Origin of the sequence: Enterobacter sp. R4-368, from assembly GCF_000410515.1 — a bacterium.
In the GTDB taxonomy this organism is placed as follows: Bacteria; Pseudomonadota; Gammaproteobacteria; order Enterobacterales; family Enterobacteriaceae; genus Kosakonia.
On the sequence record NC_021500.1, the window covers coordinates 138921 to 158315 of the forward strand.

Consider the following 19395-nt stretch of genomic DNA (forward strand, 5'->3'; position numbering starts at 1 on the left):
GCTCTATGTTCTTTGGGGATAGCGGCGAATTAAATGTGGGCGGGCTCTCAATATTTATTCATCTGGCAGGATGTTTCTTAATGTCGCTTTTCTGGTTGTGCCAAACAGCACTACGCCTGTCTGGCGGCGCCGCTCTCCGTTTTGCCGAAATGCGGGCAATAAAAAACCCGCACCAGGCGGGTTTTTTATTCTCAGTCGCGCTTAACTGCTCAGGCTGTTTGCCTTCATCGCTGTGGTAAGCACCGCTGATAAAGGGCAGGACTTACAGCGCGGTAACGTTACCAGCTGCAGGGCCTTTCGCGCCGCTTTCGATGGTGAAGGAGACTTTCTGACCTTCATCCAGGGTTTTGTAGCTGTCGCTCTGGATTGCAGAGAAGTGAACAAACACATCTTTGCTGCCGTCGTCCGGAGTGATAAAGCCAAAACCTTTATCAGAGTTGAACCATTTTACTAAACCAGTCATTTTATTAGACATTGATATTTCCTTAATTAATGAGCCACGAAGCGCGGCGATAATGGCCTGTGATTATAGAGTGACTTATTTGGCACTTAGGAGGAGGCTCACGAAGAAGGGTATCTTTGGATAACTCTTGAACTGAGGACTGCTTTACTAAAACTGCTTTCATAAGGTCTGTATTCCAAACCGATGGCGCTATTAAGACATAGCGAGTTCGATTTGGCAACGTTTATGTTTTTTTATTTTAACCACTTACACGCCCGGATGGCTGCATGGCTGTCTGTTTTGCCTGGCTTTAAGTACTTTCTCAAGCCTGTTATTTCGCAGAGTTTTTGCAGGGTTGCATTGCCAATTCGCTTAGCGTACAAAACAAAAAGGCCACCGCAAGGTGGCCCCGGTCATCATTTTCTCGATTTACCTGCGTCCGAGCGTTTCTCACGAACCCTTCCGTTATTGTTGCGATCGCGAGGTTGTGTGCCACCACCAGGTTTAGGTACGACGACGTCTGGATTAAGTGGTCTTCTGTCAGCCATGTTTTCGTCCCCCAAGAATGGCAAAAGTGCCATCGACGGTGATACGCCGCGCTTGTTGACCTTGCAACGCGGATCGGACTACATATTGAGCAGCATCAAATTTATCCTCGTATCAGCACAGGCAGCAGGACGGAAATCAGGCCATTAAACGAAGCAGAATCGATGCGGCTGCCATGGCAGACTTTTTCTCAGAACACAATGAGGAGATTTATGGATCTGACAACGCATTTTACAGCGGTTGACGGGGTCTTTTATCGCGCAGTTGATCCGGCTTACCGGCACTTTGCATTAGCCGGCTCCAGAGCGCCAGGGCGCTATTCTGACAGCCATCAGCCAACGCTGTACCTGAGTTCATCGCCGGCTGGTGTAGAGGCAGCCATGCAATCCCACCGTAGCAACCGAAGCGCCAGCCTGGAAATAGTCAAAGTCAGGGTTATGGCAAAGAACATTTTTGATCTCCGGAGTGCAGATGCCGTGCTGGCTGCGGGCATTAATCTTCAAGATGCGATTGCGCCATGGCAGGAAATGGTGAAAGAGGGCGGCGTTCCCGGCTCGTGGGGTGTGCGTAATCGGCTGGAATTACTCGGCTTTAATGGTTTAATTGACCCTTCGCGTAAAGCGCCCGGGCTCTGGCATCTGGTGCTTTTTGCCTGGAATGACAACGGCCAATGTCAGGTCAATATTATTGAATAGTACGAAGCTGACATAACGCACCGGATAGACACCACTACGGTCTGGCTACGATGCTGAGTACCGTGCTGGAAGCCAAAAGCGTACATGGCGGGCGAAAGAAATGCCTGCCGCGACGCCGTTACTGGCCATGACGTCGCGATGTTGTCCGGCAATTTTCCTTTCTTGCGAAACGCGTTCACATTCCCTTCTTGTTGGCGGGCTATTTTCCCTCGGGTGATGTTTTTTTAACCACAAACGCGGAGGACAGCATGAGAGGATTAACGAAGACACGCCTGGCCACTGCCGTTATGGTGTGCACTTTTTCTGTTTTTGCTGCCCCGGAGGGCGATATAAAACCGCCGCCGTTACAAAGGGATAGCCCGCCCGTGCCGGGATCCCTCGTGTATGGTGTCGTCCAGCAAACTACCACCCCGGTCGATACGTTGAACAATGTGGTTAAAAATCTGCCGGCGCTGGAAAACGGCAAGCGTTATGAAGTCCGGCTGGAAGTGAGGGAGCTGGCACCGGCGCCACCCGTTCCCCCCGCACCCTAGTTAACCACGGTTCAGCCCCTTTCCGGGGCTTTAAACAAACACGTACCGGCTTGTGTCGGCCTGGTTATACGTCACGCTTTGGGTTCATTTATGGATCGCAAACTCCTGTCAAAAAATGCTGTCACCACAATAAAAAATACCGGCACAAAGAAAATCGCGAATACGGTGCCGCTGATCATGCCCCCGAAAACCCCAATACCGATGGCATTCTGCGTGCTGGCGCTGGCACCACTGGCGAGTATCAGGGGAACAACGCCCAGCGTGAAGGCTAACGAGGTCATCAAAATCGGGCGCAGCCGTTGTCGGGACGCCACAAATGTTGCCTCCAGGGTGCTCATGCCCTGGTGGCGTAGCTGCCGGGCAAATTCGACAATCAAAATGGCGTTTTTGGCTGAAAGACCAATCAGGGTAATTAGGCCCACTTTGAAAAAGACATCGTTGGTCATACTGGCGGCGCTAACAGCAATAAGCGCGCCGATAAGCCCCAACGGCACGGCCAGCATCACGGAAACGGGAATTGACCAGCTTTCATACAGTGCCGCCAGCACCAGAAATACCACCAGCACAGACAGGAGGATTAACCCTGGCAACTGGGACGCCGAGGCTTTCTCCTGCAACGAACTGCCCGCCCACTCGCCGGTAAACCCTGGCGGTAATGCCTTTGCCAGTTGCTCCATAGTTTTCATCGCTTCACCACTGGCGTGACCCGAAGCGGCGCTGCCGGTAATGCGAATGGCCGGGTATCCTTGATAACGATTGAGTTGCTGCGGGGCCTGGTGCCAGGACGAGGTGACAAAAGCTGAAAGTGGCACCATTTCCCCGAGCCTGTTTTTTACGGATATTTTTAACAGCGTTTCAGGCTGCATTCGGTAGGCCGCATCGGCCTGCACAATGACCTGCTGGACACGGCCAGCATTGGTGTAGTCATTAACGTAGTTTGAACCCGAGGTGACAGAAATAGCCTGATTGATCTCCTCAAACGATACGCCTAACGCTTGCGCTTTTTCCCGGTCGATGTTCAGGGAAATAGAGGCCCCCTCGGGTAATCCATCGATATAGACATCCGCAAGATTTGCACTCTTGTTTGCCTGTAAAACCAGCCTGTCTGCGGCCTGTTTCAGCGCCTCGTAGCCTTTGCCCGCTCTGTCTTCAACATAAAAGGTGAAGCCGGAAGAGGTGCCCATATCAGCGATAGCGGGCGGCAGCAGACTCATGGTGACCGCGTCGGGCACGGATTGCATTTTTGCCTGAATGAGATCGGCTTCATCCTGGGCTGCGATGCCCTTGCGCGATGACCACGCTTTTAAGGTCGTAAAAGCCAGCGCGGAGTTTTGTCCCGAGCCTGAAAAACCGAAACCGAGGATCATAATATTGCTATCAACGGCTTGCCGTGCCGCTACCTCATCTTCATAGCGTTTCACCACCGCGAGCGTGCGCTGCATCGTGGCCTCGGAGGGAAGCTGAATGGAGGACATAAAATAGCCCTGATCCTCTTCGGGCAAAAAAGAGGATGGCAGCGTGATTAACCCCATCACCAGGGCCGCGCACAGCGCGGCATAGAGCAGCATCATTCGCCCGGCGCGCTTTACTACATACCCCAGTCCCGCGGTATAACGTGAAGAGAGCATCTGAAAATAACGGTTAAACCCGGCGGCGAATTTTCCCGCTGACGACGCGTTTTCCCGTTGCGGCTTCAGCAGGGTGGCACAGAGCGCAGGCGTCAGCGTTAAAGCTAAAAAAGCGGAGAACAGGATCGATACCGCCATCGAAACCGTGAACTGGCGGTAAATCACCCCGACCGAACCGCTGGCAAAGGCCATCGGGATAAATACGGCGGTGAGCACCAGCGTAATGCCAATAATCGCCGGTGTGATTTCCCGCATCGCTTCGCGGGTCGCCTCGCGCGCCGGGAGGCCTTTTTCTGCCATCAGTCGCTCAACGTTCTCGACGACAACAATCGCGTCATCGACGATGATACCAATGGCTAACACCATGCCAAACATGGTCAGAATATTGATGGAATAGCCGCTTAGCAGCATCACGGTGAATGTCCCGAGCAGCGCCACCGGAACAACAATGGCCGGGATGAGCGTGCAACGGATATTGTGCAAAAAGATCAGCATCACCAGAAAAACCAGCACCATCGCTTCGGCTAACGTTTGTACCACTTTGATGATCGACGCTTTGACAAAAGGGGCGGTGTCGAACGGAACGGTAAACGCCATGCCCTGCGGCAGCGCGGTGCTCAGTTCGGCCAGCCGCTGATGAATCCCTGCGGCAGTGCTGATGGCATTCGCGCCTGGCGAAAGCTGAATCGCTGCTGCCGTTGCCGGAACGCCATTTTCCCGGATGCCATAGGTATAACTCTGTAACCCAGACTCCACGCGTGCGATATCGCCAAGCGTCAGACGCGCGCCGTCCGTGGTCGCTTTGAGGGTGATATTTTTAAATTCCGCAACAGAGGTGAGTTGCCCCTTCACGGTTAACGGATAAGTGACGTCCTGGCCCGGCAGCGCCGGTTCGTCTCCCGATCTGCCGGGTGAAACCAGCACATTCTGTTGGCTCACCGCGCTGATGACGTCACTGGCTGAAAGCTGGTAATGGTGCATTTTTACCGGGTCAAGCCAGATGCGCATGGCTTTTTCACCGCCGAACAACTGAACCTTGCCCACGCCCGGCACGCGACGAAGTGCATCGCTGATGTTTCTGGCGAAATAATCACTCAGATCCGCCTCCTGATAGGCACCCGTTTCGGATTTCAGTCCGACCATCAGCAGAAAACCAGACTCGGCCGCTTCAACGCTGACACCGTTTTGTCTCACCGCCTGCGGTAGGCGCGGCTCCACGGTTTTTACCTTATTTTGCACATCCATCTGCGCGAGTTTGCTGTCCGTTCCGGGTTTAAACGTCACTGTGATAGACGCCATGCCGCTGGTATCGCTGGTGGACTCGAAATAGAGCAAATTGTCGACACCGGTGATCTCTCGCTCGATAAGTGAAACCACCGAGCTATTCATCATGTCAGGCGATGCGCCAGGAAAACTGACCGAAATAATAATACTCGGCGGTGCGACCGACGGATATTGTGCGACCGGAAGATGCGGGATGGATAAACACCCACTCAATATAATGAACAGTGCAACAACCCAGGCAAAAACAGGCCGGTCAATAAAAAACTGTGGCATGAAATCAATTCCGAACAATTAAGGCGAGGTGAGTAAACTCAAGGTTTCTGCTGCGGTGATAATGTCCCGGTATCGACATCATCCGTCTTGACGCGTTGACCAATGTCTTTAAGTTGTGAAAACTTCTCCAGCAGTTGCGGAGCATCATCAAGGCTGGTGGCAAACATCCACATATACGTCATTACCGAATAAATATGCCCGGCGTTCACCCCCTGGGTTGAGGTCATTAATATAATGGTCAGGGTAAAGAGCAGGGCGATCAGCACGCCGATCGCCAGGTATCCCAGCGCTTCACGATCGGAAAGTCTGATTCGCAAGCGGGCAAGGGAGGAATAATGGCGGTTAAGCGAGAGCGTGGTGGCTTTATGCACATAGTCCACCTCCTTCTCCAGTCGGTTATTCAGCCGGTTAAACAGCAACTCATTTTTACGGGTATAGCCTTTAAGAAAGCACGACAGAATAATGACAATAACCACACACATCACCCCGGCGTGAAACTCAATGATGAGCAGCATAATGGCCGCGCCAAAAAGGGAAATAATCGAGGTCATCAGCATCGGCAGATGCATCTCAAAGAAATCAACAAATTCACGGGCTAACACCACCCGTGCGGCGATGGTTGAGTGATTAAGCTGATATTTACGCTGCGCAATAATAACCGATACGGCAAGACCGGCATAAATGCGTGCAAATGTGCGCGTATCGATGCTGCGACGGGTTGCACCGAGGATCCAGATAAAGAGGATCATCAGCCCATACAGCGCGGCTGTAAGGGCATTCCCCGCCAGAATCGCGTTGATAGCGATGCCCGCCAGCACGGGATATAACAAATAGGTCACGTTTTCCGCAATCACCAGCAAAAAAGTCACCGAGAGCTTTTTCCCGTTTTTTACGGCCAGATGTTTTAATGTCCTTTTCACATTTTCAGTGGAGGACGGTGGGTGTTTATTTATCGACGTCATTATAAAAAAGTATCTACCCGGTATGGATGAACAATCCTGGCTTACCTTTATGCTTAATCACCCCTGCGCTTTCATTGCGAGCCGATTAACATATGCGCCAGAATTACAGTGCATTGATGCAATGTATCGTTTTGATGTTTACGCAGAATGGCTGCTTTATGGAGGCTATATGGAGGCAGCTAGTTTATCTGCGATATAAAGATGCCAGAATTTTCTGGCTACTTGTCACCACGCTTATCGCCAAAAATCGTTGCTTCGCATTCAACAAGATTCAGAGGATCCGCAATAAAAGGTACATCGGCGTAACGCCGAGGAAAATAATCAAAAAACACTCATAATAAAAACTAAAATCATAAATATCAGGAAACCTCAGTAACAGAATATTAAAGATGAGAATAAGGTGAAGAAATATGATGACCAAAACGAAGGTGACAAGCGCCAGCTCTTTTAGTACGCCCGCTTTTTCCTGTAGCAAAAACAATAAAAGTGAAACGCTTAACGCCGAATAGATAAACGGTGATGAAAGCAGCGTCGCACCTACTTTTTCCTCAACGTTGTGCATCAAAATAAGCCATATATAGAACATTCCCCATAACCATAGCGAAAATATCATCAATGAACTGATTTTTTCAGTGGTGAGCTTCCGTAAGTACTTCATTGATATTTCTACTCCGAAAGATAGCGTTACCGGTAATGAAATAAGATGTTTTTACCGTGTTTATTTATGTCGTCGTTTTCCAGTAACACGTTATTTTCTATGTCTTACTTTCTATTGTTATCCAGGACTGTGGAAAATTGATTACCCGAATGTGGAGCGAGTGTGTACGTCTGCCTGGTAAATATTCACTTGCGGATGTTGCCGTCAGACATTGAGAAAAAAATGAGACGTCAGCGGGTTTACCTGTATGCAACTTTCGTCGCACAAGCGGGTCTCATGTTCGCTGATGACCTGCGCGTTATTGCCTGGCTTCAGAAACAGCTTAGAAAAACGGCATTTGCATCGGTGCATTAACCTCAGCGAAAACATCGGTGTATGCTTTCGCGCAAGCCAGGTCACAGAATGCCTGCAATATCAGTGGTGGGTGGAGAAATCATGAACGACAACTATCTTATTCTTGTTGCTGAAGATGATGATGAAATAGCGGATATTCTGACCAGTTATATTCAGCGTTCGGGGATGCGCACCCTGCGCGCGGCGGACGGCGAGCAGGCAATAGATACCTGTCGGCTGAAAAAGCCCGATTTGGTATTACTGGATATTCAGTTGCCAGTGTTCGATGGCTGGACTGTCCTTTCCACACTGCGAAAAGAGAGCAATATTCCGGTCATCATGGTTACGGCACTGGATCAGGATATCGACAAACTGATGGGGCTGCGGCTTGGCGCGGATGATTATGTCGTTAAACCTTTCAATCCCACTGAGGTGGTCGCACGTATCGAAGCCGTGCTGCGCAGGGCAAAGGCCAGCCACGAACAACTCCACAACAAGCCTATCCGCACCCCCTTTTTAACGGTGTATCCGCAAGATTTTTATGTGGAGATCAATGGTTGCGGCGAGGTTATCTCTCCCTTACTGACAACGACCGAATTCAAACTGCTGGCCTATCTGGCGCGTAACCCGCGAAAAGTCTGCTCGCGCGAAGAGTTGCTCAATGCCTGCCTGCCGGAAGGCGATACCCTGGATCGCACGGTGGACAGCCATATGAGCAAACTGCGCAAAAAGCTGGAAAACTGCGGGTTAAAAGGGGTTCCGGAAAGTATTCGCGGCATGGGTTACCGGTTAGGTGAAAACAAATGAACAAAGGCCATCCGTTAAGCCGCCAGGTTCTGGCGTTTATGATTTCGCTGACGCTGACGGTTATTGCTGTCTCGGTTATCGGCTCCTACCTGTTTTATACCTTTATCATTTATTACATTCCCGGCGGGGCAATGGCCGGGAATGAGGATCAGATGACCTATCTGGACTGGTTATGGATCCTGATTGCTTCCGCGATAAGTTTATCCATCTCGCTTTTTTTTACGGTAAAACTGTCGGCAAGAATATTGACCCCGTTAAGCTCCGTTGCGACCAGCCTGCGCAGAATAGCCCAGGGCGATCTGGGCGCACGAGCGTTTTGCGCCAGTTCCCATCTGGGTGAGCTTAATCATCTGGTTAATGACTTCAATGAGATGGCGGAAAAACTACAAACAATGGATGCGCAGCGCAGATCCTGGAATGCCGCCATCGCCCATGAACTGCGCACGCCGGTTACCATTCTGCGGGGCCGTTTACAGGGGCTGGTGGATGGCGTATTCGAGCCAAATCCAACCTTGTTTAACAATCTGCTAAAGCAAACCGAGGGTTTATCCAGCCTGATAGAAGATCTGCGGGTGGTGAGTTCATCCGGCGGGGCCGAATTTACGTTAACGCTCGCGGAAGTGGATTTGCAGGAGATCATTCAGAGCGCGGTGGATTCCTTTGCGCTGGAATTTAAACGCAGCCATTTTACCGTCGCGACCGAATTACATCCCCAGCAATGCCAGTGCGATCCGCTGCGAATCATTCAGTGTCTGACTGTCCTTTTCGATAACGCGATAAAATATGCCACCTCTAAAAGCATGGTGATCCGCCACGGTGCGAATGAACACGAGAACTTTATTCTCATCGAGGATGGGGGGCCGGGGATCCCGGAGGCGTTTCATAAATTTATGTTTCACCCCTTTCAGCGCGGCGCCAGTGCAAGGGATACCAATCCGGGAGGCTGTGGGCTGGGGTTGTCAGTGCTGAAAGCCATCATGCTTGCCCATCAGGGCGACGTTACCTACACGTTAACCGATCAGGGCCATTCCATTTTTCGCCTCTCATGGCCCCTACGGAAACAACCGTGATTACGCTTTCAGTGTCTGCAACTGCGGGTTGGTTTGTCTCGCGGCCATATTCCACATCTCACCCAGCCGGGTATCCCACTCTGGCGGTGAGATTTGTAACTTGCCGCGCCGGGGGCTGAGGGTGATTTCACTGAAATAAATAACATCACGCTGCAGCATAAGATCAATTCGGCAATAATCGATCCCGGTTGACAGCTCCTGCGCAGCGGTTATTGCCTTATGCAATAATTCCGGTTCAGGTATCGCCCCGGGGGTATTGGGATATTCCAACTGAAAGGGCTGCAACTGCCAGCAGCGATTGTAGACATTAATAAAACCGTGACCGGCGTCATCGGTAAAATCCGCTTCGATAAAACCCGCGATGCCGTGAAAACAGTGTATTCTCAGCATTTCTGGCGTGCGGCTTTTGTCTCTTTCGGAAAATAAATCAATGTATTTTTCGCACAATATAACCGGTTTGATGTTTTTATACTGCCATTCCCGGGTGGTGTAATACATATTTTTGCGCAGGGCAAAATCCAGCTTCTGCAGCGCGCGTGCAATATTGAGTTTATCCTTATCGGTGCATATTACTGCGCTACCACTGTCGTGATTACACTTCAGCACAAACTTGTCCGGTAACTGGCTGAAATCGATGCTTTGCACGTTGTCATAGACGCAAAGCAAGGTGGGTAATTGTACTTTCTGCGTACGCGTCGCAACGTAATCGCGCACCGCCAGTTTATCTGCCAGCCGCGTATAGAGTGGGTTATGGTCATGCATCATGCGGTAGCATATTTTTTCGCTCAGCGTCACCGGATTAACCAGATCGGGGGTTCTGCCCGTGAGTCTTTTTAATCTTTTGCTATGAAACTGGTGATCCTGAACCATACCGGTTAAAAGTTTTCGACCCAGATACTCGGTGTATTTCATGAAATAATTAAATCTGTTCATTTTTCCTCCTGCGGACAGTAAACATTCTGCAGAGGGTTTATTGATTTATATTGCCGCTAATATGGAGTGACGATGGAGTGGCTACAGGTAAAACATCCTTAAACGAGTTGGCTAAGTTCTGCTTGGCAGAAGGGAACGGGCAATATCTTCCTTTAAGTTAAATCTCAACACAGATACCGGCGTGTGACCGCGAAATATGGGGCGGGAGTAAGGAAAGAGAAACGCGAATTATCTTTGCAGGAAAGTACAGGGCTTGAAGATAAAAGGGTCTTTCTTACCGGTTTAACAAATTGCGCAGAAAATAGGTTCAGAATTCACTTAAGCCAGATATATTACCTGTCGGGCCACCTTTTCTATGAGGGAGTGAGAAATGACGGATTACAGTTTTTATCAAAAAGGTAAGCAAATCGTTGTGCTGAAAAGTTCGCAAGGGGATGCCGCTTCACAACTGGTGGCGCAGGGCTTCGAAAAACAGTTTGAAGAGATCAGCGCGAGCAGTGAAAAAAATGCGCTTGCCCGCTTTGCGGATATTCGCCGTGATAACCAAATCGATCGCGAAAACTTCCTCGCCGGCGCAGGACCGATGCCGCTTATCGGTGGATTGACGGCCATTGTCACCTCTCTTGTGCGCAAAAAAGAGCAGTGATCAAAACGTAGACGGTTACGTTAATGGATGGGAAATACGGCGGCACAATGCCCGCTCTGAACGCGGGTTGCCGCGAAGTTACGCCGATAATACGCCGATAAAAGGTCCAGCATGACGAAAATTGATGAACTAAAAAACGCCTATCCCGGCGCACAGGCATGGTCATTTGGCGATAATGCGGAGATGGCAAACGCGCTTGCACGCTTAGTGGTGAGTGGGAAAAAAACGGCCTCCTGCTGCTCGCTTGCTTCCTACCTCGCTGAAGAGTCGGCAGCCAAAATCGGCAGTTATCATATTATTCTCGACGGACAACATTCCCCGGTTTGCGTCATCAGAATGCTAGCGCTGCGCCTGGTACGCTTTTGCGATGTGACGGAAGAGTTTGCCAGAAAAGAGGGCGAGGGCGATTTAAGCCTTGAATACTGGCGCGAAGAGCACAAAGCCTTTTTTACCCGCGCGGGATTTTTCTCTGAACAGATGGAGCTTGTCGCGGAAGAGTTCGCGGTGGTTGAGGTTCTCTAAACCGTGCATTGACGGTCGATCCGCATTTCCTAATACTCCCGAGGTGAAACGCGACGGGCGCGTTTCACCTGTTTTACCTTCAAAACTCGCACCGCTGCAACAGGTCGAAAAGCTCGCCATGCAGAAACTCAGCGTGATGTTCACAGAACGTCCTCTCGTTCTTAACCCTGTTCAAATTGGTTAAAAGTCGCTGATTTACGCAACATATATCGCAAAACGCACAGAAACCGGTTTTTAAAAATCCGCTCACTACGCAAACTTTTGCTGCCAGCCTTCGCGGGTAACATTGATCAGGCGGGCTGGCGTTCAGGTTGAAGCGTGGTGGGAATGCGCTAACACATTCTGCCTTAACGAAAAAAACAATGAGGGAGTGGAATATGAAAACACACATTACCTGGCTGGCGCTTACCGTCAGCGCGCTTGTTGCGGGCGCGACGCTTCCTGCCGTGGCCGCGCCATTACCGGCGACGCCGGATTTATCTGTGCCGGTAAGTCAGTATGTAACCCAGGTTAACGCCGATAAAAGTATTACCTTTCGCCTTTTCGCACCGGGCGCAAAGCGGGTATCGGTGGTGACCGGTTCAACCCCGGAGAGCGTTGTTTCACACGATATGCAAAAAGATGAGCACGGCATATGGTCGTGGAAAAGCGCCGCACTGGCACCGAACCTTTACGAATATTACTTTGATGTCGATGGTTTTCGTTCGGTGGATACAGGAAGCCGGTTTCAGAAACCGCAGCGCCAGGTCAATACCAGCCTGATTCTGGTGCCGGGCAGTATTCTTGACGATCGCGTTGTGCCCCATGGTGATTTGTTGACGGTGACCTACCACGCGAAAGAGCTGCGTTCAGAGCGTCGCATGTATATCTGGACGCCGCCGGGTTACAACGGTAAAGGCGAACCTCTGCCGGTGCTCTATTTCTACCATGGCTTTGGCGATACCGGCCTTTCCGCCATTGATCAGGGGCGGTTGCCGCAGATAATGGACAACCTGCTGGCCGAAGGGAAAATCAAGCCCATGCTGGTGGTGGTGCCGGATACCGAAACGGATATCGTGCAGGCGATCCCGGAAAATTTCCCGCCGAAAGAGCGGCGCAAAACCTTCTATCCGCTTAATGCCAAAGCGGCAGATCGCGAACTGATGCATGACATTATTCCGCTGGTCGATGCCCGCTTTAATGTGCGCAAGGATGCTGGCGGACGTGCGCTGGCGGGTCTCTCACAAGGGGGCTTTCAGGCACTGGTTTCCGGGATGAACCATCTGGACAGCTTTGGCTGGCTGGCGACATTCAGTGGTGTCACCACCGCCACCGTCCCGGATGCGGGTGTGACAGCGCAGCTCAATAAGCCGCAGGAAGTGAATAAGCAGTTGCATAACTTCACGGTGGTGGTGGGCGAAAAAGATACCGTCACCGGGAAGGATATTGCCGGGCTTAAAAAAGAACTGGAGCAAAAGGGCATCACGTTTAGCTATAAAGCGTATCCCGGCCTGGGGCATGAAATGGATGTCTGGCGTCCCGCCTATGCTGAGTTTGTGCAGAAGCTGTTTAAATAAGACGTTGCAGTCTCGTCCGCTGGCGCTGAACAGCGCTGCCAGCGGACAAAATCAAGACAACATTTAACGCTTTGGTTATTCACCGGTTATGCGGGCGAGTAACGACGGGGAAGTTTTCCGCCCGGTAGTCTCCACTGACACCGTGGCGGATAACCCCGCCACTAACTCCACGCCTGCGGGCAACTTATCGATATGAATGCGGACCGGTACGCGCTGCGCAAGTCGCACCCAGCTAAAGGTGGGGTTGACGTCCGGCAGGCCAAGACCACCCGTTTCGTCATTGCTGTCGCCGATGCCGTGCCCGATGCTCTCAACGTGACCGGTGATGACGGGTTCAAACCCCATCAGCGCGATGTGCGCGCGATTTCCGACATGAATATGCCGCAGTTTTGTCTCCTCAAAATAGCCCACAACCCAGAAGCTGTTCGCATCAATGATGGCCACTTTGGTTTCCCCGGCGGTGGCGTAGTCGCCCGGACGCAGCCTGAGATGCGTGACATAGCCCGCTACCGGCGCGCGCACCGTGGCATGCGATAAATTTAGTTGTGCCAGTTCCAGCGCCGCCAGCGCACCGTGATAATTTGCCACCGCGATGCTGGCCGCACTGCCTGTTTGTTGTAAGTCTTCGCCGGAGATCACGCCTTTAATTTGCGAACGCCTTGACGCCGCATCCTGGCGCATTAACATCTCATGACGTTTCGCCTCGACATCCGCCTGTGCGCTGGCTACCGCCAGCTTCAGCCAGTGCGGATCGATCGAATAGAGCACATCGCCACGATTAACCCACTGGTTATCGCGAACGGCGACATTAGCCACCGGCCCGGAAACATCCGGCGCTATCTGCACCACATCAGCACGCACCCGACCATCACGGGTCCAGGGACGCTGCGCGTAATGTTTCCACATCAGGTAAGCAAGGAGGGTTGCCACCAGCACGGCGCTTAACGTCAGTGCATAACGGCTTAACAGAGAAAAAAAGGATTTCATGCGACTAACCCCAGCGCGTTCAGTCCCTGCATAAGCAGGAAAAAAGTAACAATGTAAGTGGCAAAACTCATCAGCGGACGCCAGGGCAGGCGCCGATGGGGTCTGCTGAAGGTGAAAAGCGACACCCATAACAGCGTGAGCAGTAACGCCGCCAGCGCGATCACCAGCAGCCCGGGCACGTATACGCCAGCGAGATTGAGATCATTAACCATCGTTCGGCTCCTTATTGTGTTCACGCAAGGCACAGTGCAGATCCAGCAGGCTGTCGGTGAGTTTTTGTGAAAGCGCATGTGGCGACGGCGCGTGGTGGTCAATCAGGGTGTGAAGGTGCGGGCCTGGCGCAGGCGAGTCGATATGGTGGATAAGCCGTTCAAGAAGCAGGCTTATCTCAACGGCGGTTTTACGGTTAACCTGCGTTTGCAAGCGACGTAAATGCACTATCGCAAGGCCGATACGCAAAGCCTGCAACATCACCTGCAGCACATCTCCGGCTGCCTGTTCGCTGCGTTGCAGGCGCGGCAGTAACAACGCCGCTCTGTCCATCATCAGATTGGTCCAGTGCACTTCATCAAGCATCATGACGCCTTTCACACTGCGCCTGATATCGCGTTGGCAGATGCGCAGTAAACGCTGGATGGCGGCATCGGCCTGCACGGTTTGCAGCAACCCCATCCCCAGTACCGCGAAGCCGGTGGCGGCAAAAAGCGCGATGGCGGTATTGACGGCGGTAGCGAAATCACCGCTGTAGTGCGCTCCCAGCTCACATAAGATGGGCAGCGTCAGCGTGATCCCCATTGCCATAAAGGTGGTAGCCGGTCGCGCCTGTAACGATCCGGCCCACAGATAGACCGGCGCCAGCACTGCCACCAGCACCGCGAAATCTGTCACCTGGGGAAGCAGGGCAAAGCTGTAGAGCAGGCTCACCATCACCCCCCAGGCGGAACCTATCATGTATTTCACAATATGCGGCGCCGGGGTATCGAAACTGCCAAACAGCGTGCAGCAGACCCCGAGGATAGAGACCGCCGTCGCGCCATCGGGCCAGGCGGAATAAATCCAGATCAGGCAACCACAGAGGATGATGACAAATGCCCCCAGCGCCGTGCGCGCCGCAGACAGGCTGTCGCGGTGAAAGACATAGCCTTTCGCCGGTTTATCTTCTGCTGGTTGTTGCGCCGGTTTTGCTTGCGCGAGTGCGTTCGCGAGCCGCTCGCAGTGCAGCAACAGGATAATGGCTTCATGGAGGTGACGGACAAGGTTCATCTGCAGCGCCGTTTCAAAGGTCAGCGCCTCTGCGGCGGCAAGCCGTTTGGTTAATATCGCGCAGCGTTCTGCCAGCGCTTGTCCGGTAATTTTCCGTTTTGCGCTTTCTTCCCCGACGAGCCAGCTTTGCACCTCTTCCAGCAGCGTCTGAATATCGGCGGGCAGGACAGTGACCATCAACAGGCGATCGTGTATTTCACCGCTGACGATCAACAAGCGCGCCAGCTTGTCATGCAGCGCTTTTCGCGCATGGCGCACCGGCGCCGAGAAGGCGAAGTCGTAAGGGATATGGTGGCTCAGGCCTTGCAGAAACTGTAACGCCAGCGCCAGTCGCAGATTAGCGGCCGCCTCATTGGCACTTCCCGCTAGCGCGTCTGCCAGCATCTGGCGTGCGGAATGCAGCGTTTGCGCGATTTTGCTGTTAAACAGGCCAGAGATCCGTTTTGGCAGCACATAGCGGTGAATCAGCGCCGCGCAGAAGATGCCAATCCCAATCTCCTGCACACGAACAATGGCGGTATCAAAAATCTCGCCGGGGTGAAAAACTGCCGGAAAACCGATCAGACTCGCCGTGTAACCGGCCAGCACAAAAGCGTACGCACGGGGTGTGCGCTCAAGCAGCGATAAATAGAGACAAAAGGTGATCCAGCCGGTGAGTACCACGCTACAAAAAATCGGTGTGTTCACGAAAGTGGGCACAATCAACACCGTCGCCCCGGCACCCACTATTGTACCGGCTAAGCGGTAGACGCTTCTGCTCAGCGATGCGCCAACCGAGGTTTGCGACACAATATAAACGGTAATGATCGCCCAGGAGGGTTTTTCAAGGCCGATCGATAAGGCGATGTAATAAGCGAGCATCGCCGCTGCAAAACTCTTGGCGGAATAGAGTAATGCGTTGGCATCGCCCGCCACTGTGACGGAACCTAACATCGCGCCCGTACGACGACGCAGGGCAGATAAATCGCGCAACAAACGGCGGGGTGAGAAATCAATTTTGTTCATGGCGGGAAGTATTACCGGCTTGCGCACGCCATTAAATACTCTATTCTGTCAAAAAATACCTGAATGTTGCCAATCGTATGCCAACCCGTTATGCCACGACCCTGTTTGATCCCGACACCACCGACTGCCCGGCGGTGGCGCGTCGTCTCGATTTTGTTGATTACGAAGCCGAAGTGCCGGTGCATACCCACCGTAAAGGGCAGTTAATTATTGCGCTGTATGGCGCGGTGACTTGCCGGGCGGAAAATGAGATCTGGATTGTGCCGCCGCACTGCGCGGTCTGGATCCCGGGCGGCGTCGCACATAGCGTCAGCGCCACCTGGAACGCGCATCTCAATTATCTGTTTATCGAGCCTGGCGCGGCAGCGCTACCGAACCGGTGTTGCACGCTGGCGATCTCCCAGTTGGTCAAAGAACTGGTGGACAGACTGACAGGCGAGAGCGTCGAATACCCCACAGACAGCCATGTTGCCAGGCTGACCAGAGTCACGCTCGACGAGTTAGCCACCATGCCGCAGCAAAACGTCAGTTTGCCCGTTTCAGCGAACGCCAAAATCCGCGCGATGGCACAGGCGCTGGTAAACCATCCCGACGATCGCAGCACCTTTAAAGCATGGGCAAAGCGGCTGGCGCTCAGCGAACGCTCGCTGGCGCGTTTGATGCTGCGCGAAACCGGGCTGAGCTTCGGGCGCTGGCGGCAACAGCTCCATCTGGTGATTGCCTTGCGGGAGCTGGCGAGTGGTGTCTCGGTGCAAAATGTGGCGGCAAAACTGGGTTATGAATCGGTGAACGCCTTTATCACCATGTTCAGAAAAGCGATGGGCAGCACGCCCGCGCACTACTTTGCGGAACAACAAAAAGCGCCGCGTTAAGCGACGCGCCTGCATATAGCTGCTTCCCGTTGCGGCCATTTAGCCAGGCAGGAAAAACAGCACTCACTGTCACGACATCTGCTGCGCCAGCAACGCAATCAGCGCCAGCAGAGCCGGAAGCGCCTGCACATAAAGGATTTTACGGCTGGCGGTGACCGCGCCGAAAACCCCGGCAATCAGCACGCAGATAAGAAAGAAAAAGAGTACCGCCACGCCGCGCTCAGCGAGCCACAATCCCCACAATAACCCTGCGGCAAGAAAGCCATTGTACAGCCCCTGGTTTGCGGCCAGAACGCGGGTTTCGCGGGCAAACTCCGCGCTCAGGTTAAAGGCTTTGCGGCCTGTTTTTGTGTCCCAGAGGAACATTTCCAGCACCAGAATGTAGAGATGAATGACGGCAACAATGGCGACAAGAATTTTGGCTAACACAGGAAACCTTACGGAATGAGGGCAGGTGAAAGGGAGTATAGATAATTGCGCGGGGGGCAGCAGCAAGTGCGTTTAACAAAACGCGCAATAGCATTCACCCTTTGATGCGCGCACTATAGCGGCACAACGTTTAACCACCATCAAAATGCGTGACGACAGGTTTGCCCGGACGTGAGGTGCTCAATGGATATTTACGAAAAACAGTATCAGGAACTGCAAGCCAGCGGTGCCGAAGCCTGGGCTGGCGACGGTTACCAACGCGCGAAAGCGCAACAACAGCAGGTTTTTGCCTGGCTCAGCCAGCAACATTATCTTCCGCAACCCGGTGCGACCATCCTGGAACTTGGCTGTGGCAATGGTGCCATGGCGGCGCACTATTTTGCCCTGCGAGGCGATACCGTCTGGGGCGTGGATTTCGCGCCAACCGCCATCGAATGGGCGAAAGCGCGCTTTACGCAGGCGGGCCTGCCCGCGCACTTTTTCACGGGCGATGTCTGCCATCTCCCACAATGTGACGATGCCATGTTTGATCTGATTGTGGATGGCAGTTGCCTGCACTGTCTCATTGGCGATGCCCGGCAGCGCTGCCTGGCCGAAGTCAGGCGGTTGCTCAAACCGACAGGGTACTTTGTTATCAGCTCAATGTGCGGGCTGCCGCGCTACGCCGGGGATATTGCGGCTTACGATAGCGACCAGCAGTGTCTGCTCAGGCAGGGGCAAGCCTGGCGCACGCTTAAACCCTTGGCGGATTTGCTCGAGGAAGTACAAAACGCGCAGTTTGTCGTGCATGCAAGCCAGGTGAACGAGAATCCGTGGTGGGATCATGCCACTATCGTCTGTTCCGCACGGTGAGTTGCCCCCTCTCTTCAGGATCGCATAAGCCGCTGGCAATGCCGGAAAAAAAAGACGACACTACGATGTCGTCTAAAGGGGGTGGTTCAGGAGCCCGTAAGGGTCATTCGGGCTTTCTTGTCATTAATTCAGTGAACGGTCAGACGCAGCGCCAGATCGTCGGGGTAGGGGGTAAAGTAGCGCTGTTTCGCCAGGTAGCCATCCGGGTATTCGGCGAGATAGTGCTTTAACAGCGTGATCGGGGCGAGGATCGGCAGCCGCCCGTTGCGATAATTGAGGATCACATCGCGCAGTTCGCCCCGCTGACGGCTGTTCAAATGTTCGCGGAAATAGCCCTGAATATGCATCAGCACATTGGTATGGTTCTCCCGGGAAGCATTTTTTTTCAGGATGGCCATCAGCTTTTCGCGATACACCCTGAAGAAGGCATCCAGATCTTCCCACTCATGCAGGGAGGCGACGAACGGGCCAATCTGCCGGTAGCCCGCCTGATGGTGCGCCAGCAGTTGCAGTTTGTAGCGGCTGTGAAATTCCAGCAGGCCGTGGCGCGTCAGGCCGTTGGCCCGCAAGGTATTGAGTTCATGCAGGGCGAAAACGCGCTCGACAAAGTTTTCCCGCAGCAGCGGATCGTGCAGGCGACCATCTTCCTCCACCGGCAACCATGGGTATTTCGCCAGCAGCGCAGCGGTAAAAAGCCCAACCCCTTCTTTACGCCCGCGCTGACCATTTTCGTCATACAACCGTACGCGCTCCATGCCGCAGCTTGGCGATTTCGCGCAGACGATAAACCCGGCTAATCCCTCCTGGCGGGCGAGATACGCCTCGGCGAATTCGGCCATTTTCTCTGTCACATCGTCGTGCGGGGCGTGGCTAAAGCGCATACGGATATCCCCGGCGGTGGTCTGCACCAGACGCAGCGCCGGGCGCGGCACGGGCAGGCCGATGCCCATCTCCGGGCAGACGGGTTTGAACGTGACCCAACGCGCCAGCTCGTCCATCACGAAGCCCATGCGTTTATGCCCGCCGTCAAAACGGACGGTAGAGCCGGTTAAACAGCCGCTGATACCAATCATGGGTGGGGTTTTCATGGCGCTATCCT

20 protein-coding genes are annotated in these 19395 nt (G+C 53.1%); 10 read left to right on the forward strand and 10 right to left on the reverse strand.

What is annotated here, in order from left to right; all coding sequences use genetic code 11:
* Positions 1 to 262: 262 nt before the first annotated feature.
* Complete coding sequence (gene cspE / locus H650_RS00645) at positions 263 to 475, reverse strand: transcription antiterminator/RNA stability regulator CspE (RefSeq protein WP_016495754.1); 213 nt, start codon at positions 473 to 475, stop codon at positions 263 to 265.
* A 201-nt stretch (positions 476 to 676) separates the two neighbouring features.
* Between cspE and H650_RS25595 the strand changes: the two genes are divergently transcribed.
* The 3 genes from H650_RS25595 to H650_RS25600 all read left to right on the forward strand — a co-directional run bounded on the left by H650_RS25595 (position 677) and on the right by H650_RS25600 (position 2216).
* Complete coding sequence (locus H650_RS25595; RefSeq protein ID WP_189660087.1) at positions 677 to 1138, forward strand: hypothetical protein; 462 nt, start codon at positions 677 to 679, stop codon at positions 1136 to 1138.
* Positions 1139 to 1200: 62 nt separating this feature from the next.
* Complete coding sequence (locus H650_RS00650) at positions 1201 to 1683, forward strand: RES family NAD+ phosphorylase (protein WP_016495755.1); 483 nt, start codon at positions 1201 to 1203, stop codon at positions 1681 to 1683.
* Positions 1684 to 2048: 365 nt separating this feature from the next.
* Complete coding sequence (locus tag H650_RS25600; protein WP_158539526.1) at positions 2049 to 2216, forward strand: hypothetical protein; 168 nt, start codon at positions 2049 to 2051, stop codon at positions 2214 to 2216.
* Positions 2217 to 2287: 71 nt separating this feature from the next.
* On the opposite strand, the gene H650_RS00660 is transcribed toward H650_RS25600, so the two are convergent.
* From H650_RS00660 to crrC, 3 genes are all read right to left on the reverse strand, one after another.
* Positions 2288 to 5401, reverse strand: a complete 3114-nt coding sequence (locus H650_RS00660) for a multidrug efflux RND transporter permease subunit (protein WP_016495757.1) — start codon at positions 5399 to 5401, stop codon at positions 2288 to 2290.
* Positions 5402 to 5439: 38 nt separating this feature from the next.
* Positions 5440 to 6363 (reverse strand): ABC transporter six-transmembrane domain-containing protein, encoded by a 924-nt coding sequence (locus H650_RS00665; protein ID WP_016495758.1) that lies wholly within the window; start codon positions 6361 to 6363, stop codon positions 5440 to 5442.
* A gap of 271 nt (positions 6364 to 6634) precedes the next feature.
* A complete protein-coding gene (gene crrC / locus H650_RS00670; protein WP_016495759.1) occupies positions 6635 to 7021 on the reverse strand; it encodes a colistin resistant protein CrrC in 387 nt (128 codons plus the stop codon).
* Between the two features lie 435 nt (positions 7022 to 7456).
* Here crrC and H650_RS00680 point away from each other — a divergent pair, with 435 nt between their 5' ends.
* Complete coding sequence (locus tag H650_RS00680; protein WP_016495761.1) at positions 7457 to 8161, forward strand: response regulator; 705 nt, start codon at positions 7457 to 7459, stop codon at positions 8159 to 8161.
* Entirely contained in the window at positions 8158 to 9231 is a 1074-nt protein-coding gene (locus tag H650_RS00685; protein WP_016495762.1) for an ATP-binding protein, read from the forward strand. Before H650_RS00680 ends, H650_RS00685 begins: the two co-directional genes overlap by 4 nt.
* On the opposite strand, the gene H650_RS00690 is transcribed toward H650_RS00685, so the two are convergent.
* Complete coding sequence (locus H650_RS00690) at positions 9232 to 10164, reverse strand: ATP-grasp fold amidoligase family protein (protein WP_016495763.1); 933 nt, start codon at positions 10162 to 10164, stop codon at positions 9232 to 9234.
* A gap of 370 nt (positions 10165 to 10534) precedes the next feature.
* On the opposite strand from H650_RS00690, the gene H650_RS00695 reads away from it, so the two are divergent.
* The 3 genes from H650_RS00695 (at position 10535) to H650_RS00705 (ending at position 12888) form a co-directional block, all read left to right on the forward strand.
* Entirely contained in the window at positions 10535 to 10810 is a 276-nt protein-coding gene (locus tag H650_RS00695) for a hypothetical protein (RefSeq protein ID WP_016495764.1), read from the forward strand.
* 111 nt (positions 10811 to 10921) lie between these two features.
* Positions 10922 to 11332, forward strand: a complete 411-nt coding sequence (locus H650_RS00700) for an ASCH domain-containing protein (protein WP_016495765.1) — start codon at positions 10922 to 10924, stop codon at positions 11330 to 11332.
* Between the two features lie 377 nt (positions 11333 to 11709).
* A complete protein-coding gene (locus H650_RS00705; protein WP_016495766.1) occupies positions 11710 to 12888 on the forward strand; it encodes an alpha/beta hydrolase-fold protein in 1179 nt (392 codons plus the stop codon).
* Between the two features lie 75 nt (positions 12889 to 12963).
* Here the strand turns inward: H650_RS00705 and H650_RS00710 are convergent, their stop codons facing one another.
* From H650_RS00710 to H650_RS00720, 3 genes are read right to left on the reverse strand one after another with little or no spacing between them, the layout of a single operon-like run.
* Positions 12964 to 13875, reverse strand: coding sequence for an HlyD family secretion protein (locus H650_RS00710; protein WP_016495767.1), 912 nt, complete (start codon positions 13873 to 13875; stop codon positions 12964 to 12966).
* Complete coding sequence (locus H650_RS00715; RefSeq protein WP_016495768.1) at positions 13872 to 14087, reverse strand: DUF1656 domain-containing protein; 216 nt, start codon at positions 14085 to 14087, stop codon at positions 13872 to 13874. Before H650_RS00715 ends, H650_RS00710 begins: the two co-directional genes overlap by 4 nt.
* Positions 14080 to 16071 carry an FUSC family protein gene (locus tag H650_RS00720; protein ID WP_071925282.1) on the reverse strand — a complete coding sequence of 664 codons (1992 nt, stop codon included), beginning with the start codon at positions 16069 to 16071 and terminating at the stop codon, positions 14080 to 14082. The genes H650_RS00715 and H650_RS00720 overlap by 8 nt, the downstream gene beginning before the upstream one ends.
* Before the next feature lie 149 nt (positions 16072 to 16220).
* On the opposite strand from H650_RS00720, the gene H650_RS00725 reads away from it, so the two are divergent.
* Complete coding sequence (locus H650_RS00725) at positions 16221 to 17015, forward strand: AraC family transcriptional regulator (RefSeq protein ID WP_016495770.1); 795 nt, start codon at positions 16221 to 16223, stop codon at positions 17013 to 17015.
* 69 nt (positions 17016 to 17084) lie between these two features.
* Here H650_RS00725 and H650_RS00730 read toward each other — a convergent pair whose 3' ends face one another.
* Positions 17085 to 17444 (reverse strand): DUF1304 domain-containing protein, encoded by a 360-nt coding sequence (locus H650_RS00730; protein ID WP_016495771.1) that lies wholly within the window; start codon positions 17442 to 17444, stop codon positions 17085 to 17087.
* A 183-nt stretch (positions 17445 to 17627) separates the two neighbouring features.
* On the opposite strand from H650_RS00730, the gene H650_RS00735 reads away from it, so the two are divergent.
* Positions 17628 to 18296, forward strand: coding sequence for a class I SAM-dependent methyltransferase (locus H650_RS00735; protein ID WP_016495772.1), 669 nt, complete (start codon positions 17628 to 17630; stop codon positions 18294 to 18296).
* Between the two features lie 128 nt (positions 18297 to 18424).
* On the opposite strand, the gene H650_RS00740 is transcribed toward H650_RS00735, so the two are convergent.
* On the reverse strand, positions 18425 to 19384 hold the full coding sequence (locus H650_RS00740) for a YbgA family protein (protein ID WP_016495773.1): 960 nt from the start codon (positions 19382 to 19384) through the stop codon (positions 18425 to 18427).
* Between the last annotated feature and the right edge of the window lie 11 nt (positions 19385 to 19395).